18 protein-coding genes and 1 pseudogene are annotated in these 20,561 nt (G+C 39.8%); 14 read left to right on the top strand and 5 right to left on the bottom strand.

What is annotated here, in order from left to right; translation table 11 throughout:
- Window positions 1–39: 39 nt before the first annotated feature.
- The 3 genes from F936_RS07505 to F936_RS07515 form a co-directional block, all read right to left on the bottom strand.
- A complete protein-coding gene (locus F936_RS07505; protein WP_003652460.1) occupies window positions 40–552 on the bottom strand; it encodes a glycine zipper domain-containing protein in 513 nt (170 codons plus the stop codon).
- A 236-nt stretch (window positions 553–788) separates the two neighbouring features.
- Entirely contained in the window at window positions 789–1,208 is a 420-nt protein-coding gene (locus F936_RS07510) for a glycine zipper domain-containing protein (RefSeq protein WP_003652459.1), read from the bottom strand.
- A gap of 196 nt (window positions 1,209–1,404) precedes the next feature.
- Window positions 1,405–2,307, bottom strand: a complete 903-nt coding sequence (locus F936_RS07515; RefSeq protein WP_005046325.1) for a LysR family transcriptional regulator — start codon at window positions 2,305–2,307, stop codon at window positions 1,405–1,407.
- 119 nt (window positions 2,308–2,426) lie between these two features.
- Between F936_RS07515 and F936_RS07520 the strand changes: the two genes are divergently transcribed.
- The 3 genes from F936_RS07520 (at window position 2,427) to prmC (ending at window position 5,460) form a co-directional block, all read left to right on the top strand.
- Window positions 2,427–3,266: a type 1 glutamine amidotransferase domain-containing protein gene (locus F936_RS07520; RefSeq protein ID WP_005046327.1), complete on the top strand. Its 840-nt coding sequence runs from the start codon at window positions 2,427–2,429 to the stop codon at window positions 3,264–3,266.
- A gap of 293 nt (window positions 3,267–3,559) precedes the next feature.
- Window positions 3,560–4,648: a peptide chain release factor 1 gene (gene prfA, locus F936_RS07525; RefSeq protein ID WP_003652455.1), complete on the top strand. Its 1,089-nt coding sequence runs from the start codon at window positions 3,560–3,562 to the stop codon at window positions 4,646–4,648.
- Window positions 4,648–5,460, top strand: a complete 813-nt coding sequence (gene prmC / locus F936_RS07530; protein ID WP_005046329.1) for a peptide chain release factor N(5)-glutamine methyltransferase — start codon at window positions 4,648–4,650, stop codon at window positions 5,458–5,460. The genes prfA and prmC overlap by 1 nt, the downstream gene beginning before the upstream one ends.
- A 17-nt stretch (window positions 5,461–5,477) precedes the next feature.
- Here prmC and F936_RS07535 read toward each other — a convergent pair whose 3' ends face one another.
- On the bottom strand, window positions 5,478–6,506 hold the full coding sequence (locus tag F936_RS07535; RefSeq protein WP_005046331.1) for an AraC family transcriptional regulator: 1,029 nt from the start codon (window positions 6,504–6,506) through the stop codon (window positions 5,478–5,480).
- Between the two features lie 169 nt (window positions 6,507–6,675).
- Between F936_RS07535 and F936_RS07540 the strand changes: the two genes are divergently transcribed.
- Together F936_RS07540 and F936_RS07545 are read left to right on the top strand one after the other, a co-directional pair.
- The gene (locus tag F936_RS07540) at window positions 6,676–7,446 is read left to right on the top strand and encodes a 3-hydroxyacyl-CoA dehydrogenase (protein WP_005046332.1); all 771 of its coding nucleotides are present in this window, start codon (window positions 6,676–6,678) and stop codon (window positions 7,444–7,446) included.
- Window positions 7,447–7,465: 19 nt separating this feature from the next.
- Window positions 7,466–8,602, top strand: coding sequence for an acyl-CoA dehydrogenase family protein (locus F936_RS07545; RefSeq protein WP_005046334.1), 1,137 nt, complete (start codon window positions 7,466–7,468; stop codon window positions 8,600–8,602).
- 133 nt (window positions 8,603–8,735) lie between these two features.
- Here F936_RS07545 and F936_RS07550 read toward each other — a convergent pair whose 3' ends face one another.
- Entirely contained in the window at window positions 8,736–9,314 is a 579-nt protein-coding gene (locus F936_RS07550) for a flavin reductase family protein (RefSeq protein WP_005046336.1), read from the bottom strand.
- Between the two features lie 171 nt (window positions 9,315–9,485).
- On the opposite strand from F936_RS07550, the gene F936_RS07555 reads away from it, so the two are divergent.
- From F936_RS07555 to F936_RS07595, 9 genes and pseudogenes are all read left to right on the top strand, one after another.
- Complete coding sequence (locus tag F936_RS07555; RefSeq protein ID WP_005046338.1) at window positions 9,486–10,262, top strand: HesA/MoeB/ThiF family protein; 777 nt, start codon at window positions 9,486–9,488, stop codon at window positions 10,260–10,262.
- Between the two features lie 58 nt (window positions 10,263–10,320).
- Entirely contained in the window at window positions 10,321–11,619 is a 1,299-nt protein-coding gene (locus tag F936_RS07560; protein WP_005046340.1) for an ABC1 kinase family protein, read from the top strand.
- Window positions 11,620–11,634: 15 nt separating this feature from the next.
- Window positions 11,635–12,015, top strand: coding sequence for a dihydroneopterin aldolase (folB, locus tag F936_RS07565; protein ID WP_005046342.1), 381 nt, complete (start codon window positions 11,635–11,637; stop codon window positions 12,013–12,015).
- The gene (locus F936_RS07570; protein ID WP_005046344.1) at window positions 11,972–12,409 is read left to right on the top strand and encodes a 2-amino-4-hydroxy-6-hydroxymethyldihydropteridine diphosphokinase; all 438 of its coding nucleotides are present in this window, start codon (window positions 11,972–11,974) and stop codon (window positions 12,407–12,409) included. The genes folB and F936_RS07570 overlap by 44 nt, the downstream gene beginning before the upstream one ends.
- A 258-nt stretch (window positions 12,410–12,667) precedes the next feature.
- Window positions 12,668–14,377, top strand: coding sequence for a potassium-transporting ATPase subunit KdpA (gene kdpA / locus F936_RS07575; RefSeq protein WP_005046348.1), 1,710 nt, complete (start codon window positions 12,668–12,670; stop codon window positions 14,375–14,377).
- A gap of 8 nt (window positions 14,378–14,385) precedes the next feature.
- Window positions 14,386–16,425, top strand: a pseudogene (kdpB, locus tag F936_RS07580) (potassium-transporting ATPase subunit KdpB).
- A 13-nt stretch (window positions 16,426–16,438) separates the two neighbouring features.
- A complete protein-coding gene (gene kdpC, locus F936_RS07585) occupies window positions 16,439–17,044 on the top strand; it encodes a potassium-transporting ATPase subunit KdpC (RefSeq protein WP_005046354.1) in 606 nt (201 codons plus the stop codon).
- 38 nt (window positions 17,045–17,082) lie between these two features.
- Entirely contained in the window at window positions 17,083–19,737 is a 2,655-nt protein-coding gene (locus F936_RS07590; RefSeq protein ID WP_005046356.1) for a sensor histidine kinase, read from the top strand.
- A gap of 11 nt (window positions 19,738–19,748) precedes the next feature.
- Window positions 19,749–20,465: a response regulator gene (locus tag F936_RS07595; protein WP_005046359.1), complete on the top strand. Its 717-nt coding sequence runs from the start codon at window positions 19,749–19,751 to the stop codon at window positions 20,463–20,465.
- Window positions 20,466–20,561: the final 96 nt, after the last annotated feature.

Raw genomic sequence — 20,561 nt, forward strand, 5'->3', positions numbered from 1 at the left:
AAAAAGCACCCGAAGGTGCTCTTTTGATTCATATATGAATTAGCGGTTTTTGTACCAGCCGCGATGTAAACCATTGTCATGACGGCGATGACCACCTTTACTATAGTAACGACGGTCACCATCGTCATATCTACGATCATCTCGATCATAACGACTACCACGATCATAGCGATCATTGTAGTTACGATCTTCAGAAACTTTACGACCTAGTGCTGAACCACCAGCAGCACCTACCGCTGCACCAATGTAACCACCGTTGGTACCGCCCATATTTTTACCGACTGTATAACCAGCTCCACCACCTAAAGCACCACCAATCGCAGCTTCGGTACGATTGCGACGGTCACTCGCTGCGGCTGCACCACCAGCACCACCTAAAGCCGCACCAATTGTAGCGCCTGTTGTGCCACCCATGCTTTTACCAATTGCAGTACCCACAACACTACCTAACGCAGAGGTTGCAGCAACACGGGTACCATTATCTGCATGTGCAACTGTCACCATAGACGATGTTGCAATTAATGCACTAGCTAACCAAATATTCATTTTCATCTTGCAGCTCCATGTCCTTTTTACTGAAAGGACAGTATTTTTATCTTGAGATAAATGTAATCAAAAATTTCGTGATAATTATGGAGAACCCCAAAGGCGATACGCTAGTTTTGTGTCTGTTTGTATTGTTTCTATTAATTTATGGATAAATCCTGAGCAAAAGAGAGGTGGTGAATATTTTTTGATCCTAATAAAAAAGCACCCGAAGGTGCTTAGTGATGTTTCATCAAATTTGATTAGTGATGACGACGGTGTTTTTTCTTCCAGTGCTTAGAAGATCTGTCAGCATCGCGGTCTTTAGAAATCTTATTACCTAGAGCAGAACCACCCGCAGCACCTAAAGCAGCGCCAACGTAACCACCATTTGTACCGCCCATACTTTTACCAACGGTATAACCAGCACCACCACCTAAACCACCGCCAATTGCAGATTCTGTACGGTGACGACGGTCACTTGCAACTGCTGCACCACCAGCACCACCTAAAGCCGCACCAATTGTTGCGCCAGATGTACCACCCATGCTTTTACCAATTGCAGTACCAGCGACACTACCTAAAGCAGAAGCGGCTGCTACATGTGTTGTATTGTCAGCATGAGCTACAGTAACCATAGAAGTTGCTAAAACAGCGCTACATAACCAAGCATTTAATTTCATTTTTTACTCCGTGTCCTTAGCAGCAGGACCCTATATCTTTTGTTACGGCAAATGTAACAAAACACGTTTCTTAAAATATGGAGAACCATCAATTCATTATTGTAGTTTAGTGTCAGGTTTGTATGTTTTCTATTAAAATAGAATGTTTAATACTCATATAGATAAATATGAGTCTCATTTAGTTTTAATGAGTTCATTATTCGCCATCTGAACAGAGAAAATTGATCAAAGCTCTTGTAGCAGAAGACATATGTTTATGTTGTGCGTACAGTAAAGAGAAGGGACGTGTGTGACCTGCATAAGCCTCGAGCAAAGGTAGTAATTTTCCTTGACGAATTTTTTCATTAACAATAAAGCTATAACTCTGACATATCCCTAATCCACTTTCAGCAAGAGAAACTACGCCTAAAATATCTTCTTTTACTAAAATTCGATTTGTTGGTGTCCACTGAATTTCTTGATCTACATCTTTAAAGAACCATGGGGTTATCTTGCCACTACTTGGTAATTCAAAGGCAATACCTTGGTGATGATTTAATTCTTCTAAGCTTTGAGGAATACCTACGCGCTTTAAATAATTTGGTGAAGCAACCAGTTGAAGAGGGGCAAGTTCTAGTGGTCTGGCTACAAGAGAGCTATTAGGAAGATGGCCTTGGCGAATAGCTAAATCAAAACCCTCAGCAATTAAATCAACATTGCGATTAGAGATGCTGATCTCAATTTGAATGTCTGGATATTGCAAAAGAAATTTTTCTAATAAGGGTGGTAAGCGATAGTGTCCATAAGTTGTAGGAACGCTTAATTTGATTTTTCCAGAAATTTGCAGTTGTTCACCTTGAACCACACGTTCTGCATGGTCGATTAGCTGAAAGGCGTGCTGCATTTTCTCATAATAAAGTTGACCTGCTTCAGTCAAGCTTAAATGACGAGTAGTTCTTCTAAAAAACTGGATACCCAACTTTTTCTCTAGCCGTGTAATTGTTCTACTAATGACTGAAGGTGTGGTAGACAAATGAATTGCAGCTGCACTAATAGAAAGCTTTTCAGCCACAATTAAAAACACTTCAACATCGGCAAGATGATCAAATTGACGAGACATTTTGTCCTCAAACGCAAAAAAGATTTGTAAATGTGGTTGTTTTTCTACTTTGCTGGCAAAAATAGAATATATCCATCCCAGTTATAAATCCAGCACAAGGCTGGAATGAAGGTTGAATGATGAAATCTCTAAATAAAATAATGCTTGCAGTAGTTACCGCTTCAGCAGCATTAAGTGCAAATGCTGCTCATGTATTAGTTGTATTGTCTGATGAGGGGCAGTTAGAGCTAAAAAATGGTCATATTTTTAAAACAGGCTTTTATTTAAATGAGTTAATGCAGCCTACAAAAATGCTTTTAGATGCAGGGCACACAGTAACTTTTGCTACACCAAAAGGGAAAGCCCCAACCTTAGATGAGTCATCAAATAGTGTGATGTACTTTAATCAAGACGAAAAGGCATTAAAGCAGTACGCAGGCTTATTGCATGATCTAAAGTTAACATCGTCTCAAGCTTCTCCAGTTTTGAGTTTGTCGCGTATTGAGCAAATTGGTATTGATCAGTTTGATGCCATTTATATTCCGGGTGGACATGCACCTATGCAAGATCTATTAAAAGATAAACAACTTGGGAAAGTTTTGACGGCTTTTCATAAAGCTAAAAAACCTACAGCTCTGGTTTGCCATGGCCCTATTGCATTGATGTCAACGTTACCTAATGCTTCTGAAGTCGTTCAGCAACTTGAGCAAGGCAAAACCGTAAAAACTGGAGAGTGGATTTATAAGAACTATCGGATGACTGTGATTAGTAACCAAGAAGAAGAACAAGCGAAGGTTCTGTTAAAAGGTGGTGAAATGAAGTTCTATCCACAAACGGCATTACAGTCAATTGGTGGTAAATATCAAAGTAATACGAATGCTTGGACTCCAAATGTCGTGGTGGATCGTGAACTTATTACAGGACAAAACCCAGCCTCGGCTGTTCTGGTGGGTAAAACATTATTAGAAAAATTAAAATAAATAGACATGGGAAAGAGGTTTTATAAATAAAGCCTCTATTGCCTTATTGGGTAAAAAGATGACGTATTATTTCCTATTAGAGAAAGCTAAATTATAGGCGAGTAAATAAATCTCATCTGAAATCATTATATTTATAAGTTGTCACTTACTGTGAAAGTTGATGAATTGGCTGATTATATATGTCATTTAAGCGGCATAATCTGTAAACTATGCGCTATTTTTACGATTTTGCTTATCTTCTATATTTACATAGCGTTCGATAAGCTTTTTGGACTTTTGAGATATTTCCTCTTATGAAAGCGTCACTCCGTTTACGACTTGATCAACTCTGTGATCGACATGAAGAACTTACCGCGTTGCTTGCAGATGTGGAAGTCATCTCCGATAACAAACGTTTCCGTAAATTGTCTCGTGAACATAGTGATTTATCTGAAATTACCGAAGTTTGGGGCAAATACCGTCAAGCAGAAGAAGATATTGAAACTGCTGAATTGATGAAGTCTGACCCTGACTTTAAAGATATGGCAGAAGAAGAAATTCAAGCGAATAAAGCGTTGCTTGGAGAGTTAGAAAGCCAGCTCAATATTTTGATGATTCCAAAAGATCCAAATGATTCTAATGCAGCTTATTTAGAAATTCGCGCCGGAACGGGTGGTGATGAGGCTGCAATTTTCTCTGGTGATTTATTCCGCATGTACAGTAAATATGCCGAGACACAAAATTGGCGTATAGAAGTACTTTCTGAAAATGAAGGTGAGCATGGCGGCTTTAAAGAAGTCATTTGCCGTGTGGACGGTGATGGAGTGTATGGCCGCTTGAAGTTTGAAAGTGGTGCGCATCGTGTGCAACGTGTACCTGCAACTGAGTCACAAGGTCGTGTGCATACATCTGCTTGTACAGTTGCGATCTTGCCTGAGATTGATGTCGATACAAATGTCGAGATTAACCCAGCAGATTTGCGTATTGATACTTACCGCGCATCTGGTGCAGGTGGTCAGCACATTAACAAAACTGATTCGGCAGTGCGTATTACCCACATTCCAACAGGTACAGTAGTTGAGTGCCAAGAAGAACGTTCACAGCATAAAAACAAAGCCAAAGCGATGGCTCTTTTGGTGTCACGTTTAGAAAATGCAAAACGTGCAGCCGCTGATGCAGCAACTTCTGAAATGCGCCGTGACTTAGTGGGTTCTGGTGACCGTTCTGAACGTATCCGTACTTATAACTACCCACAAGGTCGTATGACTGACCACCGTATTAACCTCACTTTATATAAGTTAGATGCCATTATGGAAGGTGATTTAACTGAATTACTTGATAGCTTGCATCGTGAATATCAAGCAGATCAGCTTGCAATGCTTGCTCAGGAAAATGGCGGCTAATGAATATTGCTCAAGCGCTTGCAATTCGTGGTGAACCTGACAGTTATGAACGTCAGGAAAATGCTTGGTTACTTGAGCATTTTCTAAAAATCAATTCGCTTGAATTAAAGTTTAGACTTGAGCAAGAGTTAACTGTCCAGCAAGAGCAAGACTATGTAGCTGGTCTTGAACGTATTCAAAAAGGTGAACCTTTAGCTTATGTAACAGGTTCACAGCCATTTTGGACACTCGACTTAAAAGTGACTTCCGATACTTTAGTGCCACGACCTGATACTGAGGTTTTGGTTGAAACCGTTTTAAATCTAAATTTGCCAAAGAATGCAAATATTGTGGATTTGGGAACAGGGACAGGTGCCATTGCGCTTGCATTAGCAAGTGAACGTCCAGATTGGCAAGTAACAGCAACTGATATTTATGCACCGACTTTAGAAGTTGCAAAAGAAAATGCGCAAACCCATGGATTAAAACAAGTGAATTTTGCTTGTGGTGCTTGGTTTGAAGCACTTGAGCCACAAAAGTTTGATTTAATTATTTCTAATCCACCATATATTGACCCTGAAGATGAACACATGCAGGCACTGGCAACAGAACCACGCCGTGCATTGGTTGCAGATCACCAGGGACTGGCTGATATTGAAATTATTATTGCTCAAGGTAAGAACTGGTTAAAACCACAGGGCTGGATTGCACTTGAACATGGTTATGATCAGGGACACGCTGTTCGAAATATATTTGCTGAGTATGGTTTTAGCCAGATTAAAACCATTCAAGATTACGGCCAAAATGAGCGAGTCACTTTGGCATCTTTATAAATAAAGTTGAAAGTTTATTAAGCCTTTGAATGAAGCGCAGCTTCCCGATAAGCCCCTGGGCTGACGCCAGTCCATTTTTTAAAGGCACGGTGAAACGCGCTTGGATCTTGGAAGCTTAAGTCTTCACTAATATCTTGAATTGAATCGTTGGTTTTACTTAAACGTTCAACAGCAATATCACAGCGAATTTCATTTTTAATTTGCTGGTAGCTGACGCCTTCATGCTTTAGTCGGCGTTGAACTGTAGCTTCAGAAATATTGAGATGTTGTGCAACATCTTTAAGTTCGGGCCATTGTGCAGGATGAAGTTTCAATAAATGACGACGAATAAGAAGGCTCAGTGCATTTTCATTTTTAAAGCGGACTAAAAGATTTTGCGGAGTTTGCTCTAAGAAATCATGAAGTGCTTTTTTATCTTTTTTAATTTTAATATCTAAATAGTGAGCATCGAATTCAACGCAATTTATCTCGGCATTAAATTTTATATCTTCACCAAAACGTACGAAATAGTCCTGAATATCTTGGGGTTTAGGACAACGTAGCGATATATTATTCAAGCCAATTCGCTGATCTACCAACCAGCACATGAGTCCATGCACTAACATTAAAAAGGTCGCGTAGGTAAACATACGTTTGGGTTGTTCACGATCACGAATGACCAAATAGGCTTTTTGCTGGTCCCGAATTAATTCACCCTGTAGATCATCTAAAATAAAGTTAAAAAAATTCAAAATATCGTAAAGTGCCTTTTCTAAAGTTTCCGCCGTACTGACAAGTTTAGTAAGTAATTTATAGCTACCTCGACGCATGGGATGACTATCCATACCAAAAAACTCATCGTTCATGGTATTGGCAAGTTCTATCCATAGTTGCGCATATGTCGTAACAGGCACACGTGCCTTGGGAGACATCAGTAATTCGGCAGGAATTCCCGCTTTATTTAGAATTATTTGAGTATTTAGCCCTTTGGCATAAGCTGCACTTAGTGCTTCATGTACCAGTGCAATTGAAATTGTTCCTTTACTTAAAGAAGATTGGACAACCATGTCAAAGACTCATATTTTCTTCATATATTTCAAGTGAAATATTTCATATTTAAAATTTGGATTGATCAAAAGCTGCAAACATTTTGAGGCTTTTTGAAATTGTATCGGAAAACAACAACTTTTACTCTCACTACTAAGTTTAAAGAACATTTCTATAGGACGTTACATAATGAAAATTCAAGGGAAACATTTCGTGATTACAGGTGGCGGCTCTGGTCTGGGTGCTGCTACAGCTGAGTATTTGGTGCAACAAGGTGCCTCTGTCACATTGGTAGATATGAATGTAGAAGCAGGTGAACAGCAAGTAAAACAATTAGGGCCAAAAGCTGACTTTGTAAAACTTGATGTAACCGATGAAGCTGCTGCTGAAAAGTTCTTTAAGGATGTATTGGTCAAGCATGGTCGTTTGCATGGTTTGGTTAACTGTGCGGGTATTGGTCCTTCTGCTAAAGTTGTGGGCCGTGAAGGTGTACATGATTTGGGGCTATTTTCAAAGACTCTGCAAATTAATGTCACTGGTACATTTAACATGCTGCGCTTTGCAGCGGATGCGATGAGTAAAAACACAGTTGAAGCAGGCGAAGAAGACCGCGGCGTAATTGTAAACACCGCTTCCGTTGCAGCATTTGACGGTCAAATTGGTCAGGCAGCTTATTCAGCATCTAAAGGCGCTATTGTTGCCATGACATTGCCGATTGCTCGTGAGCTTTCACGCCATGGCATTCGTATTATGACCATTGCACCAGGAATTATGGAAACTCCGATGCTTAAAGGTATGCCGCAAAATGTTCAGGATGCTTTGGGACAAATGGTGCCGTATCCGTCTCGTTTAGGAAAGCCAGAGGAGTTTGCTCGTTTAGTTGGGCATATTGCTGAAAATTCATATTTAAATGGTGAAGTCATCCGTTTGGATGGTGCAATTCGTATGGCAGCAAAATAATAAAAATAAGGACGTTGAAATGATTTTAAGTGCTGAACAAAGTATGGTTCAGGAGATGATGCGTGATTATGCGCAAAATCAGTTAAAACCTACAGCTGCTCATCGGGATAAAACCCATGAGTTTCCTGCTCAGGAATTAAAAGATTTAGGTGCTTTGGGGGCAATGGGTATGACCGTTCCAGATGAATGGGGTGGTGCAGGAATGGATTATGTATCTTTAGTGCTCGCAATTGAGGAAATTGCAGCAGGTGATGGTGCCATTTCGACAATTGTAAGTGTTCAAAACTCATTGGTTTGCGGTATTACATTGGCATATGGTTCAGAACAGCAAAAACAGACCTATTTACCAAAATTTGCATCGGGTGAATGGTTAGGATGCTTTTGTTTAACTGAGCCACATGTCGGTTCTGACGCCAGTGCGATTTTATGTAAAGCCGAGCGAGATGGTGACCACTGGGTACTTAATGGCGTAAAGCAATTTATTACCAGCGGTAAAAATGCCCAAATGGCTTTGGTATTCGCGGTCACAGATAAACAAGCTGGCAAAAAAGGGATCTCTTGTTTTCTTGTACCAACCAATACACAAGGTTACTTGGTAACTCGTATTGAAGACAAAATGGGGCAGCACGCTTCAGACACAGCAACTATTACACTCGAAAATTGCCGTATTCCTTTAGAGAATTTGGTAGGTCAAGAAGGCGAAGGTTATAAAATTGCGTTATCTAATTTAGCTGCCGGCCGAATTGGGATTGCTGCTCAATCCGTTGGCATGGCACGAGCTGCTTTTGATGCTGCTGTGCAATACGCAAATGAGCGTAAAGCTTTTGGCGTAGAGTTAGTCCAGCATCAGGCGGTAAGTTTTCGTTTAGCCGATATGGTAACCCAGATTGAAGCGGCACGTCAGTTGGTTTTACATGCTGCAACTTTGAAAGATGAGGGATTACCTTGTTTAAAAGAAGCCTCAATGGCAAAGCTGTTTGCTTCTACAATGGCTGAGCGAGTTTGTTCTGATGCAATCCAGATTCATGGTGGCTATGGCTATGTGAGCGATTTTCCTGTTGAGCGAATTTATCGTGATGTTCGGGTGAGCCAGATTTATGAGGGCGCTTCGGATATTCAACGTTTAGTGATTGCTCGTGAAGTCACCCAAGTTTAAGCATTAGATTTTTAAATAATGAAATTCATTGCAAAAAACCGCAATTGTTATGCGGTTTTTTGCAATCGAAATTTTCTCGTTTTAATTCGATTCAATACACTTCAGAAAGTTAAATAAGACTATATTTTTATGTTTAAAGATCAGCTTTAACTTGCTCACCAATTAAATAAAACGTTCCGCCAGCGATATAGTGCAAGCTTCGAAGCTCTTTTGGTGCATCTTGAAAGTGCCAGTGCCCATCTCGGAAAACACGATTATCTGCCCAAGCACCGACAACAGAACCAATAAATAAATCATGCGCTGACTGATTATGCGGTTCAGGAATAAGTTTACATACGAGCCATGCGATGCAACCAGATACTAATGGGCTGGTAAGACCTTCTTGATGAAAAAGTTCAACACCACAATGTTCTAGTTTTTGCGGATCATCTAACTTGCTAATTGTACCAAGTTGATGGGTCATATCGAGCTGCGCATAGCAGGGAACTTGTAGGGTGAAATAACCACTTTGTTCAACAAGCTGACGAGTTTTGGTACTTTTGTCGAGAACAACGGTTACTTTGGCTGGGGTGAGTTCTAATGCACATGCCCAAGCGGCTGCCATTACATTTCGGTCATCTCCATGCTGAGCAGAGACAAGTACAGTTGGGCCATGATTTAACAAACGATAAGCTTTTTCTAACTCTACAGGTGCAATATATGATTGGGTCATATTTAGCCTAAGTAATAAAGAAAATAGATATTTCTATTGTTGCAGAAAGCTTGAGAGAAGTAATGCGGTGGATAAAAGTTTAAAGAATAAAATACTGTTTTTATTTTATACCTTTCCTAATGCCTGACTTAGTCATAAAATCATTTGGTTTCTAAGTGAAAGGATTAACGCGTGACCGAGCTTCAAGATATCGATTTTGTAGAGTTAAGTGATGAAGAAATGCATCTCTATAGCCGTCAGATTTTACTTGATGGATGGGATATAGAAGCTCAGGAAAAACTCAAACTTGCCAATGTACTTATTGTGGGGGGCGGTGGAATAGGTTGTAGTAGTGCAGAACTATTAGCGCGAGCAGGGGTTGGGAAAATTACACTCATTGATGCCGATACTATTGAGATAAGTAATTTACAACGTCAAATTGCATTTGGTCATGAAGATATTGGCCGTTATAAAGCTGAAGTTCTTGCAAAGCGGTTACAGAAAATTAACCCTTATATCTGTGTTGAGTACTACAACGAACGTTTAGATGAACATAACATTGATAGACTTGTTGAACACCAAGATGTGGTATTGGATGGGTGTGATAACTTTACAACACGCTATTTGGTAAATGCCGCTTGTAAGAAGCATCAGGTTGCATTAATTAGTGCTTCAGCAATTGGTTTTCAGGCACAAATGTTTATGGTTGAAGGTAATTCAGCTTGTTATGAATGTTTATTCCCTAAAGAACAGCATAGCAATGAAGGCTTACGCTGTGCTGAATCAGGCGTACTTGCGACTACTCCTGTAATGATAGCGTCATTACAAGCACATCACACTTTACTCTATCTAGGACTCAATCTGACCCCTTTAAAACAGAAACTGTTGCTTTGGGGTGGCTTAAACATGACACAACGCATTGTTAATTTTGATAAAGATGTAAATTGCCCAGTTTGTCAGGCAAGTTAATCAGTAAATGAAATAAAATTTGCTACACTCAACCTGAATGATTTGGTTTTGAAGAAATATGAAAAAAAATATTTTGTTTGATGGGCTACGTTCTGTCGCCCGTATTGGTGAAACAGCAGTGGTTGCCGCCAAAGCTGGGATTAAATACGCAACTGAAAAACCAAGTAATGCCAAACTCATGCGGGAAACCTTTGAATCTCTTGGCTCGACTTACATCAAACTTGGTCAGTTTATTGCGAGCACTCCATCGCTTTTCCCTCGTGAATATGTAGAAGAATTTCAAGGTTGTTTAGACCAGACACCAACACTGCCATTTAGTTATATTCAAGGTGTACTTGACTCTGAGTTTGAAGGGCGCGATTTAAGTCAGATTTTTAGCTATATTGATGAAAAACCATTAGCTTCTGCTTCAATTGCTCAGGTTCATGCAGCTAAACTGACTACAGGCGAAGATGTCGTTATTAAAGTACAAAAGCCGGGTGTAGAAACAATTTTATATACTGACTTAAGTGTGGTGCATTGGGCTGCTAAATTGCTTGAGCGTGCAGTACCTAAAATCAAATTTGCTGCACTTTCTGAAATTGTCGATGAAATCAAAAGTCGTATGGTGCGTGAAGTTGATTTTATTGAAGAAGCACAAAATCTAGATGACTTTATTGAATATTTGAATGTTTCTCAGAACCATGCTGCTACTGCACCTAAGGTTTATCACCAATTTTCTACACGCCGTGTTTTGACCATGCAACGTCTATATGGTGTGTCTTTGACAGATTTTAGTGTGGTGAAACAATACGCCAAAGATCCATCACAAGTGCTGATTACTGCAATGAATACATGGTTCGGTAGCCTTATGCTATGTAAGAGTTTCCATGCAGACTTACATGCTGGAAATCTAATGCTGCTCGAAGATGGCCGAATTGGTTTTATTGATTTTGGTATTGTGGGGCAGTTAAAGCCAGAAGTCTGGACAGCGTGTATGGCCTTTATGGATGCATTGCAAAAAACTGATTATCAGGCAATGGCTGAAAACATGCTGAAAATGGGCATGACGCATAACAAAGTTGATGTGGATGTATTGGCACAAGATTTGGAGCGTTTATTTAATGGTGTATTAATGGCAGATCCACAGCAAATTCTGTCTACCAATCCTGCCGATTTAAACGACATTATGATGGATATGGTGGGTGTTGGTGAGCGCCACGGTATTAAATTCCCTCGAGATTTTGCTTTATTATTTAAGCAAATGCTTTATTTCGATCGTTTTATGCGCGTACTCGCACCATATACCGATATTTATGCAGACCAGCGTTTGAAAATGGTTCAAAATATGGAACCTGCTTCGTTGTTAAAGCACTAAGGTCAGTTTAAATTTATGGATGCCATTATTATTGAAGGCTTGAAGGTTGAAACAGTCATTGGTTGTTTCAACTGGGAAAGACAAATCATTCAACCTTTAATGTTGGATTTAACCATCCATAATGATTTGAGTCGAGCTGCACAGTCTGACAAACTTGAAGAGACACTCAATTATGCACAGATTTGTGAGTTATCGGCTCAAACTATTCAACAAGCCAAGCCTGAATTAATCGAACATGCAGCACATCTCGTTTTGGAATGTTTGTTCGAAACTTTCCCAACGATTGAAAAAATTACCATTACCATCCGTAAGCCCGCCATCATTGCAGAAGCTAATGCTGTAGGAATTCGTCTTGAACGCACCAGAAATAATTTTTGCGCTCGCTCTAGCGAGTAATTTAGACGCAGAACAACACTTTACTTTTGCTTATACGCAATTGGCAACATTGGGGAAAGTGCAGTTTTCATCGGTTTATCAGATTCCATGCCGAGATGGCATTGGAGATGATTACTGGAATTCAGCATGTCTATTAAAAAGTTCTTTAAATCCTTCACAAATAGAAGCTTTCTTAAAGAAACTTGAATCAGACACAGGGCGTATTCGTCCATCACATCATATTTCACTCGATGTAGATTTGATTGCATGGGGAACTGATCTGGACCATATGCAATTTAATTCTAAAAAATTACCTTTGGCACTAGACGTAAAAATTCCTTTATATGAATTATGGAATTGTGAAACCCTAAAGTCTGAAGCTGTACTTTATCCGGTAGTCAATTTTAAAGTTTAATGTCTTTTACTCTATATTTTACGCAAATTTTACGCGGGCTTTGAGTTCCTCAATAGAGAATTTACGAGCATTTTACCGATACTGAAATTCACTAAATTAGTGTTATTTCAGGACAATAAAGATGCTTATAAATTCTCAAATGCGCATCTTGCATCAGTCTGGCATTGTCTTATGCGGACTTAAAAAAAATGATATTTCTTTATTCCTCCTTATTTCCAGTTTGGCAAATCAAGCCATGGGACTTAGAGGAGAGTAGTCATGTTAGAACTTATACTTGTTTTATTTATTGCTATTTTTCTAGCATGGTGTCTCAGTAAATATCTATCCAAAGTGATGACAAATCAGCCGATGTGGGGTGATGGATTATTTCGTTGGATTGAAAATCCTATTTATCGCTTGTTAGGTGTATCTCCACAACAACAAATGAACTGGAAACAATATTCTCTAGCATTTGTTGTTAGCTGTATTTTTATTGCAGTGGCTATTATTGCTATTTTTATGACGCAAGCATGGCTACCATTAAATCCTAACAATGCACCAAATATGAGTTGGGATTTAGCGTTACACACCGTTATTTCATTTTTAACAAACACCAACCAACAGCATTATTCTGGTCAGGCTCAGTTATCTTATTTGTCGCAAATGACAGGTATTGTGGGCCTGCAAGTCATTACTCCAATGATGGGATTGGCTTTGGTTGTCGCGACTTTAAGAGCGTTCTTTTATCAGCGTCCAAGCCATATTGCAGCCGATGTTGCCGAGCAACCAGATCAAATTTTAATTGGTAACTATTGGGCTGATGTGATTCGCCCTACAGTACGCTTTTTGCTTCCACTCTGTTTTGTCTGGTCATTATTGCTCAATAGCCAAGGTGTCCCAGCAACTTTCCAAGGCGGGCCGGAAGTACAGCTTATTGATAAAGCCAACACTGTAGAAACTCAAAAAATTCCTTTGGGACCAGTTGCACCGATGGTGGCTATTAAGCAATTGGGTAGTAACGGTGGTGGATGGTACGGTCCAAATAGTTCTGTGCCTTTAGAAAATCCAACACCACTTTCTAATTTGCTAGAAATGATTGCGATTTTACTCATTCCAATCACAGTCATTTTTATGGTCGGGCATTTCACTCAGCGTAAAAAGTTTGCTTACTTTGTCTTTGGTAGCATGCTTTTTATGTCGGTTATTTCTGGCGCAGCTGCTGTCTGGTCTGAGAGTATGTCATCTACAGCATCTCAACTTGCCGTAATGGAAGGTAAAGAGCAACGTTTTGGACCAGCAGCATCAGCGGTTTGGGCAGCTGTCACAACTCAAGTAAATAATGGTTCGGTCAATATGATGCATGATTCTTCTGCGCCGCTTACTGGTCTGGTCGAACTCATTAACATGTTGATTAATGCCATTTGGGGCGGCGTAGGCTGTGGTCTGCAACAGTTTATGATTTATCTATTACTTGCAGTATTTATTGCCGGTTTAATGACAGGTCGTACTCCTGAGTTGTTTGGACGCAAGATTGAAGCCGCAGAAATTAAGTTACTCGCGATTATTGTCTTGATTCAACCTCTGGTTATTCTTGCCTTTACTGCATTAACCCTCAGCATTCCGAGTCTATCAGGCATCAGCAATTCAGGACCGCATGGTATTAGCCAAGTGTTCTATGAATATGTTTCTGCCTTTGCCAACAATGGTTCAGGTTTTGAAGGCCTTGGAGATAACACCGTATGGTGGAACGTCACTTGTAGTATCGCTCTTCTTTTAGGACGTTTCCCGACATTAATTTTACCATTAATGATTGCTACGCGATTAGCTGCAAAAAGGAAAGCGCCTGAAACAGCAGGAAGCCTCCAAGTTGAAACTCCAACTTTTGCCTTAACGCTGATCACGATTGTGGTGTTGCTTACCTTATTACAATTTATGCCAGTTCTTGTCCTTGGGCCAATTGCCGATCAACTTTTGTTGGTTAAAGGCTAAGGAGGCGAGTGAAAATGAATACACAAACTCATGTAAATAGCCGTAAAAAAACCATGGCAGTACCAAATTTTGAAGTTTGGAAAAATGCATTTGTGAAATTGCTACCACAACATGCAATTAAAAATCCTGTGATGGCAATTGTATGGCTTGGGACAGTGGTTACTGGAATCAGTACCATTTTGGGTTACACCACACTGTTATTTGGTTTGGCAGTAACAGCTATCCTGTTCATTACCATTTTATTTGCCAACTATGCCGAAGCTGTTGCAGAGGCTAGAGGTCGTGGTCAGGCATCTTCATTACGTGCAGCAAGAGAAAATTTAACCGCTCGAAGACTCAATTCTTTGACCGACCGTCAAGCGACTCAAGTTGCAGCAACTGAACTTCATTTAAATGATTTTATTGAAGTTCATGCAGGTGAGCTTGTTCCAGCCGATGGTGAAATTGTAGAAGGTTTTGCCACTATTAATGAATCAGCTGTTACAGGTGAGTCTGCGCCTGTTTTACGTGAAGCTGGAACTGACCGTTCAGGTGTTATTGGCGGGACCAAAGTACTTACAGATCGTATTATCGTTCAGGTTACTGCGGAATCTGGCCAAAGTTTCTTGGACCGTATGATTGCTTTGGTTGAAGGTTCAAATCGTCAAAAAACACCGAATGAGATTGCACTTGGCTTTTTGTTAATGGTGATGACAATCACGTTTTTAATTGTCGTGATTAGCTTGCCGTTTATTGCCAATTATTTGCATGTTGAACTTGATCCGGTGGTGCTTGTGGCGCTATTGGTCTGCTTAATTCCAACAACTATTGGGGGCTTATTGCCTGCGATTGGGATTGCGGGTATGAACCGTGCACTCAAAGCGAATGTCTTGGCTAAATCAGGTAAAGCCGTAGAAGTTGCTGGTGACATTGATGTGCTTTTACTCGATAAAACAGGAACTATTACTTATGGTGACCGCCAAGCGACTTCTTTTTATCCTTTAACTTCGGTAACTGAGTCTGAGTTACGAGTGGCTGCTTGGGTAAGTTCGCTTGCAGACCCAACACCAGAAGGAAAATCGATTGTTAAATTAGCAAAAGAGCAAGGGCTAAAACAGCAAGAACCTGAGCAGGCTGAATTTATCTCTTTTAGTGCATCAACCCGAATTTCTGGTGTGAATTTCCCTAATGGTGATCAAATTCGTAAAGGTGCGTTAGATGCTATTTTGAAATTTGTCGATGAAGATTATTCTCAAGATTTAGAGTTAAAAGCGCGTGTTGAACAAGTTGCAAAAAAAGGTGCAACACCATTAGTCGTAGCAAATCAACATCATGTATTGGGCGTGATTGAACTCTCAGATGTGATTAAACATGGTATTAAAGAACGTTTTGCTCGTTTAAGAGAAATGGGCATTAAAACCGTAATGGTGACGGGTGATAACCCGTTAACTGCTGCTGCGATTGCTGCTGAAGCTGGCGTAGATGACTATATTGCCGAAGCAAAACCAGAGGACAAATTGGCTTGTATTCGTAACGAACAACAACAAGGTCGTTTGGTTGCGATGGTTGGTGATGGAACCAACGATGCACCTGCATTAGCTCAGGCAGATATTGGCTTAGCCATGAATTCTGGTACGCAAGCTGCGAAAGAAGCCGGCAATATGGTCGACTTAGACTCAGACCCGACCAAACTACTGGCTGTGGTTGAAATTGGTAAACAACAGTTGATTACTCGTGGTGCTTTAACAACATTTTCTTTAGCAAATGATGTGTCGAAATACTTTGCAATTTTGCCTGCATTATTCGCTGCAGCGATTCCGCAAATGCAGGTTTTAAATGTTATGCATCTGGCGAGCCCAAGCAGTGCGATTTTATCGGCATTAATCTTTAACGCGATTATTATCCCGCTATTAATTCCAATTGCTCTTCGAGGCGTGAAATTTAAACCTTCAACTGCAACTTAATTATTACGTCGAAATATGTTGATTTATGGTGTGGGTGGTGTGGTTCTACCATTTATTGCCATTAAAGCGATCGATGTGGTGATTGTTCAATTATTTGGTTTGTAATCTGGAGTTTGAAATGAAAACTTATGTACAAAATTCAGAAGTAAATTTGGGGCAGACCTTAAGAGCATCGTTAGGATTATTAATTTTTACTCTAATGGGGTGCGGTGCTGTTTACAGTGCTATCGCTACTGGTGCCGGACAGATTTTATTCAACAATCAAGCGAATGGTAGTTTGATCGAAATAGATCAGAAAGTTGTTGGGTCAACTTTAGTGGCTCAGCCATTTGTCGGGAATGAATATTTTCATCCACGTCCTTCGGCAGCAAATTATGACCCCATGGCAATGGCGGGTACAAACTTAGCTCGTACTAATCCTGAGTTACAAAAGCAAATCGACGCTCAGATACTTGCGGTGAAAAAACAAGATCATACAGGCAATACACCTATTCCAAGTGATTTGGTGACTAAATCTGGCAGTGGTATCGATCCACATATTAGTCCCGAAGCTGCTCAGCTACAAGTTGCCCGAGTGGCTCAAGCGCGCCATTTAGATCTTAAAGTTGTGGAAGAGCTTTTGCAAAAGCATATTGAACCGATGCAATTTGGTGTATTGGGGCAAGCTCGTGTTAATGTATTAGAGCTCAATATCGCTTTAGATCAATTACAATCTACACATTAACTTAAAAATAAAGTTGTTAGTTTACCGGATGATATCAAGTGCAAAGCAATCGCGAAAATCAGGCTGAGGCCTTATTAAATCATGTCAACAGATATCAAGCCGGTCGACTAACGGTCTTTCTCGGTGCGGCGCCTGGTGTTGGAAAAACCTATGCCATGCTTGCTCGCGCCAAAGAGTTGTTTCAACAAGGTACAGACGTTGTTGTTGGCATTGTTGAAACCCATGGGAGAATAGAAACTCTAAAAATTTTGGAAGGCTTACCTCAGATTGCTAGAAAGGAAATGCAATATCAGGGGCATAGTTTAGAAGAAATGGACTTGGATGCTATTTTACTTAGGCATCCCGAAATCATTTTGGTTGATGAGTTGGCTCATCGAAATGTACCAAATAGTCGTCATGAACGACGTTGGCAAGATGTCAATGAATTGCTAGATGCAGGTATTGACGTATTCACCACCATGAATATTCAGCATTTAGAAAGCCTAAATGATGTGGTGTACCAGATTACTGGCATTAGGGTAAGTGAAACTGTACCAGATAGAGTGTTTGATCGTATTCGAGACATTCGTTTAATTGATTTGCCAGTCAGTGAGCTCATTGAAAGACTCCATCAAGGAAAAGTGTATGTGCCCGATCAAGCAAATCTGGCATTACAAGGCTTTTTTAGCATTTCAAATTTAACTGCACTACGTGAACTAGCAATGCAATGCGTTGCGGAACATGTCGATTCAGATTTAAAAGAAAGTTATGCCTCTAAAGGTTTGAAATCTATATCGTTGCAAAATGAATTAATGATTGCGATAGATGGGCAAGGTTCTTCTGAATATTTAGTACGGGCAGGTTGTCGTTTAGCAGAACGTTATGGAGCTGCGTGGACAGTAGTGAATGTTGCTAAAAGTTTGGACTTTGGGCAGAGTTCAGAAAGTTTATATAAAAAAGAATATATCGAGATCGACCGTGCATTTGAACTGGCTCGACAACTTGGTGGTCGAACAGAAGTAATATATGGTCATCAGGTTGCATCTGTTTTAATGGATGCTGCTGTGGATAGGGGAATTTCAAATCTGGTTATTGGCAAAAGTATTTCGCCATGGTGGTTAAAGTTATTTAAGAAAAATTTAGCTCAACAATTATTGAATCAAGAAAACTCAATTGCTTTAACCATTTTGCACCCAGAACAGGGCACCAAAAAGATCAATCAGATTGAAAAGCCATCATTTTTATCACTAAAAGAAAGTATTTTTGTTTTAGCGGTTACATGTGCCAGTATTTTTATAGCGCACTTTGCTGAAGTTTTATTAGGGATTGAAGACTTTTCTGTCATTTTCATTATTTCAGTTTTAATTGTTGCCACTAAAACCAGAATGCTCGCTGCGGTCGTTGCAGCTCTCATCTGTTTCTTGGCTTATAATTTTTTCTTTATTGCACCGCGTTTTACTTTTCAGATTTCAGCACATCAAGGTGTGGTTACCGTTGTTGCTTTTTTTGCAGCAGCTTTAATCGCTGGACGCTTGGCTTCTCAATTACGTCAGCAGGTTTTGTCTTTAAAAGCTGCCAATGCCTACACTACGGTGATGCAAGATTTGGCGCGTAAACTTTCTCGTGCAGTGAACCTTGAAGAAGTCATGCAAACAGGACGTATGACCTTAGAAACACAACTTCAAACTAAAGTATGGATTTCTATTCAAGATAGAGTGATTTCATCTGACATAGAGCTAAGCGACAAAGAAAAAGTGGCAGCAGATTGGTGTTTAAAGCATCAACAACCATGTGGGCGTTTTACCGATACGCTTAGTCAGTCAAACTGGTGGTTTTTACCACTTTTAGAACAAAAAAATAGCCTAGGTATTGTGGGAATTTACTTTAAAGATGAAGTTGTTTCTTTAAATTTTGAGCAAAAAAAACTGACTGAAAGCGTAATTGAATATATTGCGCAGGCAGCACTCCGGACCCAACTGGTTAATGAACTTGAACAAGCAAAAGTAACGAGTGAAACAGAGCGGTTACGTTCTGCTTTATTATCTTCAGTATCGCATGATTTACGCTCACCACTTGCTTCTATTATTGGAGCAGCTGATACGCTGGCCCATTTTAAAGCTGAGATGTCAGAGCAAGACCAGCAAGATTTACTCGAAACCATTCATTTAGAAGGTGAGCGCTTAGATCGTTATATTCAGAATTTGCTTGATATGACACGTTTGGGACATGAAGGCTTATCTTTAAAAAGAGACTGGATTGGTGTAGATGAATTAATTGGTTCTGCAACCCGCCGTTTGAAGCGTTATAAACCAGATACTCAAGTGTTGGTCGAATTACCTGAACAAACCATTAGTTTATATGTTCACCCAGCACTAGTAGAGCAAGCTATTTTTAATGTTTTAGAAAATGCTGCAAACTTTTCACCTCCAGATGAACCAGTCATGATTCGGGCTTCTCTTTTGTTTGAAGATGAAGTGAAAATAGAAATTGAAGATAGGGGAACAGGCATTCCTGAAGAAGAAAGAAACCGCATTTTTGATATGTTTTATACTATGGAACGTGGAGACCGCGGAAAATTCGGTACAGGTTTAGGACTGACAATTGTGAAAGCGATTATTGGTGCTCATATGGGTACAATAGAAGCATTTTCAGGTCGCCAAAATAAAGGTACTTTAATTCAAATCAAACTACCCATTCATCCAGTAAAAGAATAAGTTGTAAAGTCATGATAAGTTCAGAAACATCGCCTGTAGAAACACGTATTGTGATTATTGATGATGAGCCGCAAATTCGTAAATTTTTAGACATTGCCTTAAGAACACAAAAATACAAAACCACACTTTGTGAGACTGGTTACAAAGGCCTAGAGGCTTTGGCAACACAAGGTGCTGATTTAGTTATTTTAGATTTGGGTTTACCAGATTTAGACGGTAAAGAAGTACTTCAAGAGTTACGTAGTTGGTCGAATGTTCCTGTGATTGTTTTATCTGTACGTGCAGATGAATATGAAAAAGTTGCCTTGCTAGATGCAGGTGCAAATGACTACATGACCAAGCCTTTTAGCGTACAAGAGTTATTAGCGCGCATACGGGTCATTTTAAGAAACCAACCCATTCAGCAAGAAGCTCATGTTTATGATGACGGCTACCTTAAAGTTGATGTCATGCAGCGTTTAGTGTGGATCGAGCAACAGCCAATTACTTTAACTCGAAAAGAGTTTCAACTGTTGACGCTGTTAATGCGCTATCAAGGGCAGCTTTTAACACAACCTCAACTGTTAAAAGAACTATGGGGGCCAACCCATCAGGAAGATACTCATTATTTACGTATTTTAGTGGGCAAGTTGCGCGGTAAACTTGGAGATAATGCAATTCAGCCACGCTATATTGCAACTGAACCTGGTGTTGGATTGCGTTTTTTAGCTAAACAAAATAATCATTAGGTTTATATTAATTAAAGATAAAAAAAACCTTAGGGAATTTCTCCCTAAGGGTTCGCTAAATACAGTGTTTCTTTATTTTTATGTCATAGCATTTTT

The sequence above is a fragment of the Acinetobacter calcoaceticus DSM 30006 = CIP 81.8 genome (genome assembly GCF_000368965.1).
Lineage (GTDB): Bacteria > Pseudomonadota > Gammaproteobacteria > Pseudomonadales > Moraxellaceae > Acinetobacter > Acinetobacter calcoaceticus.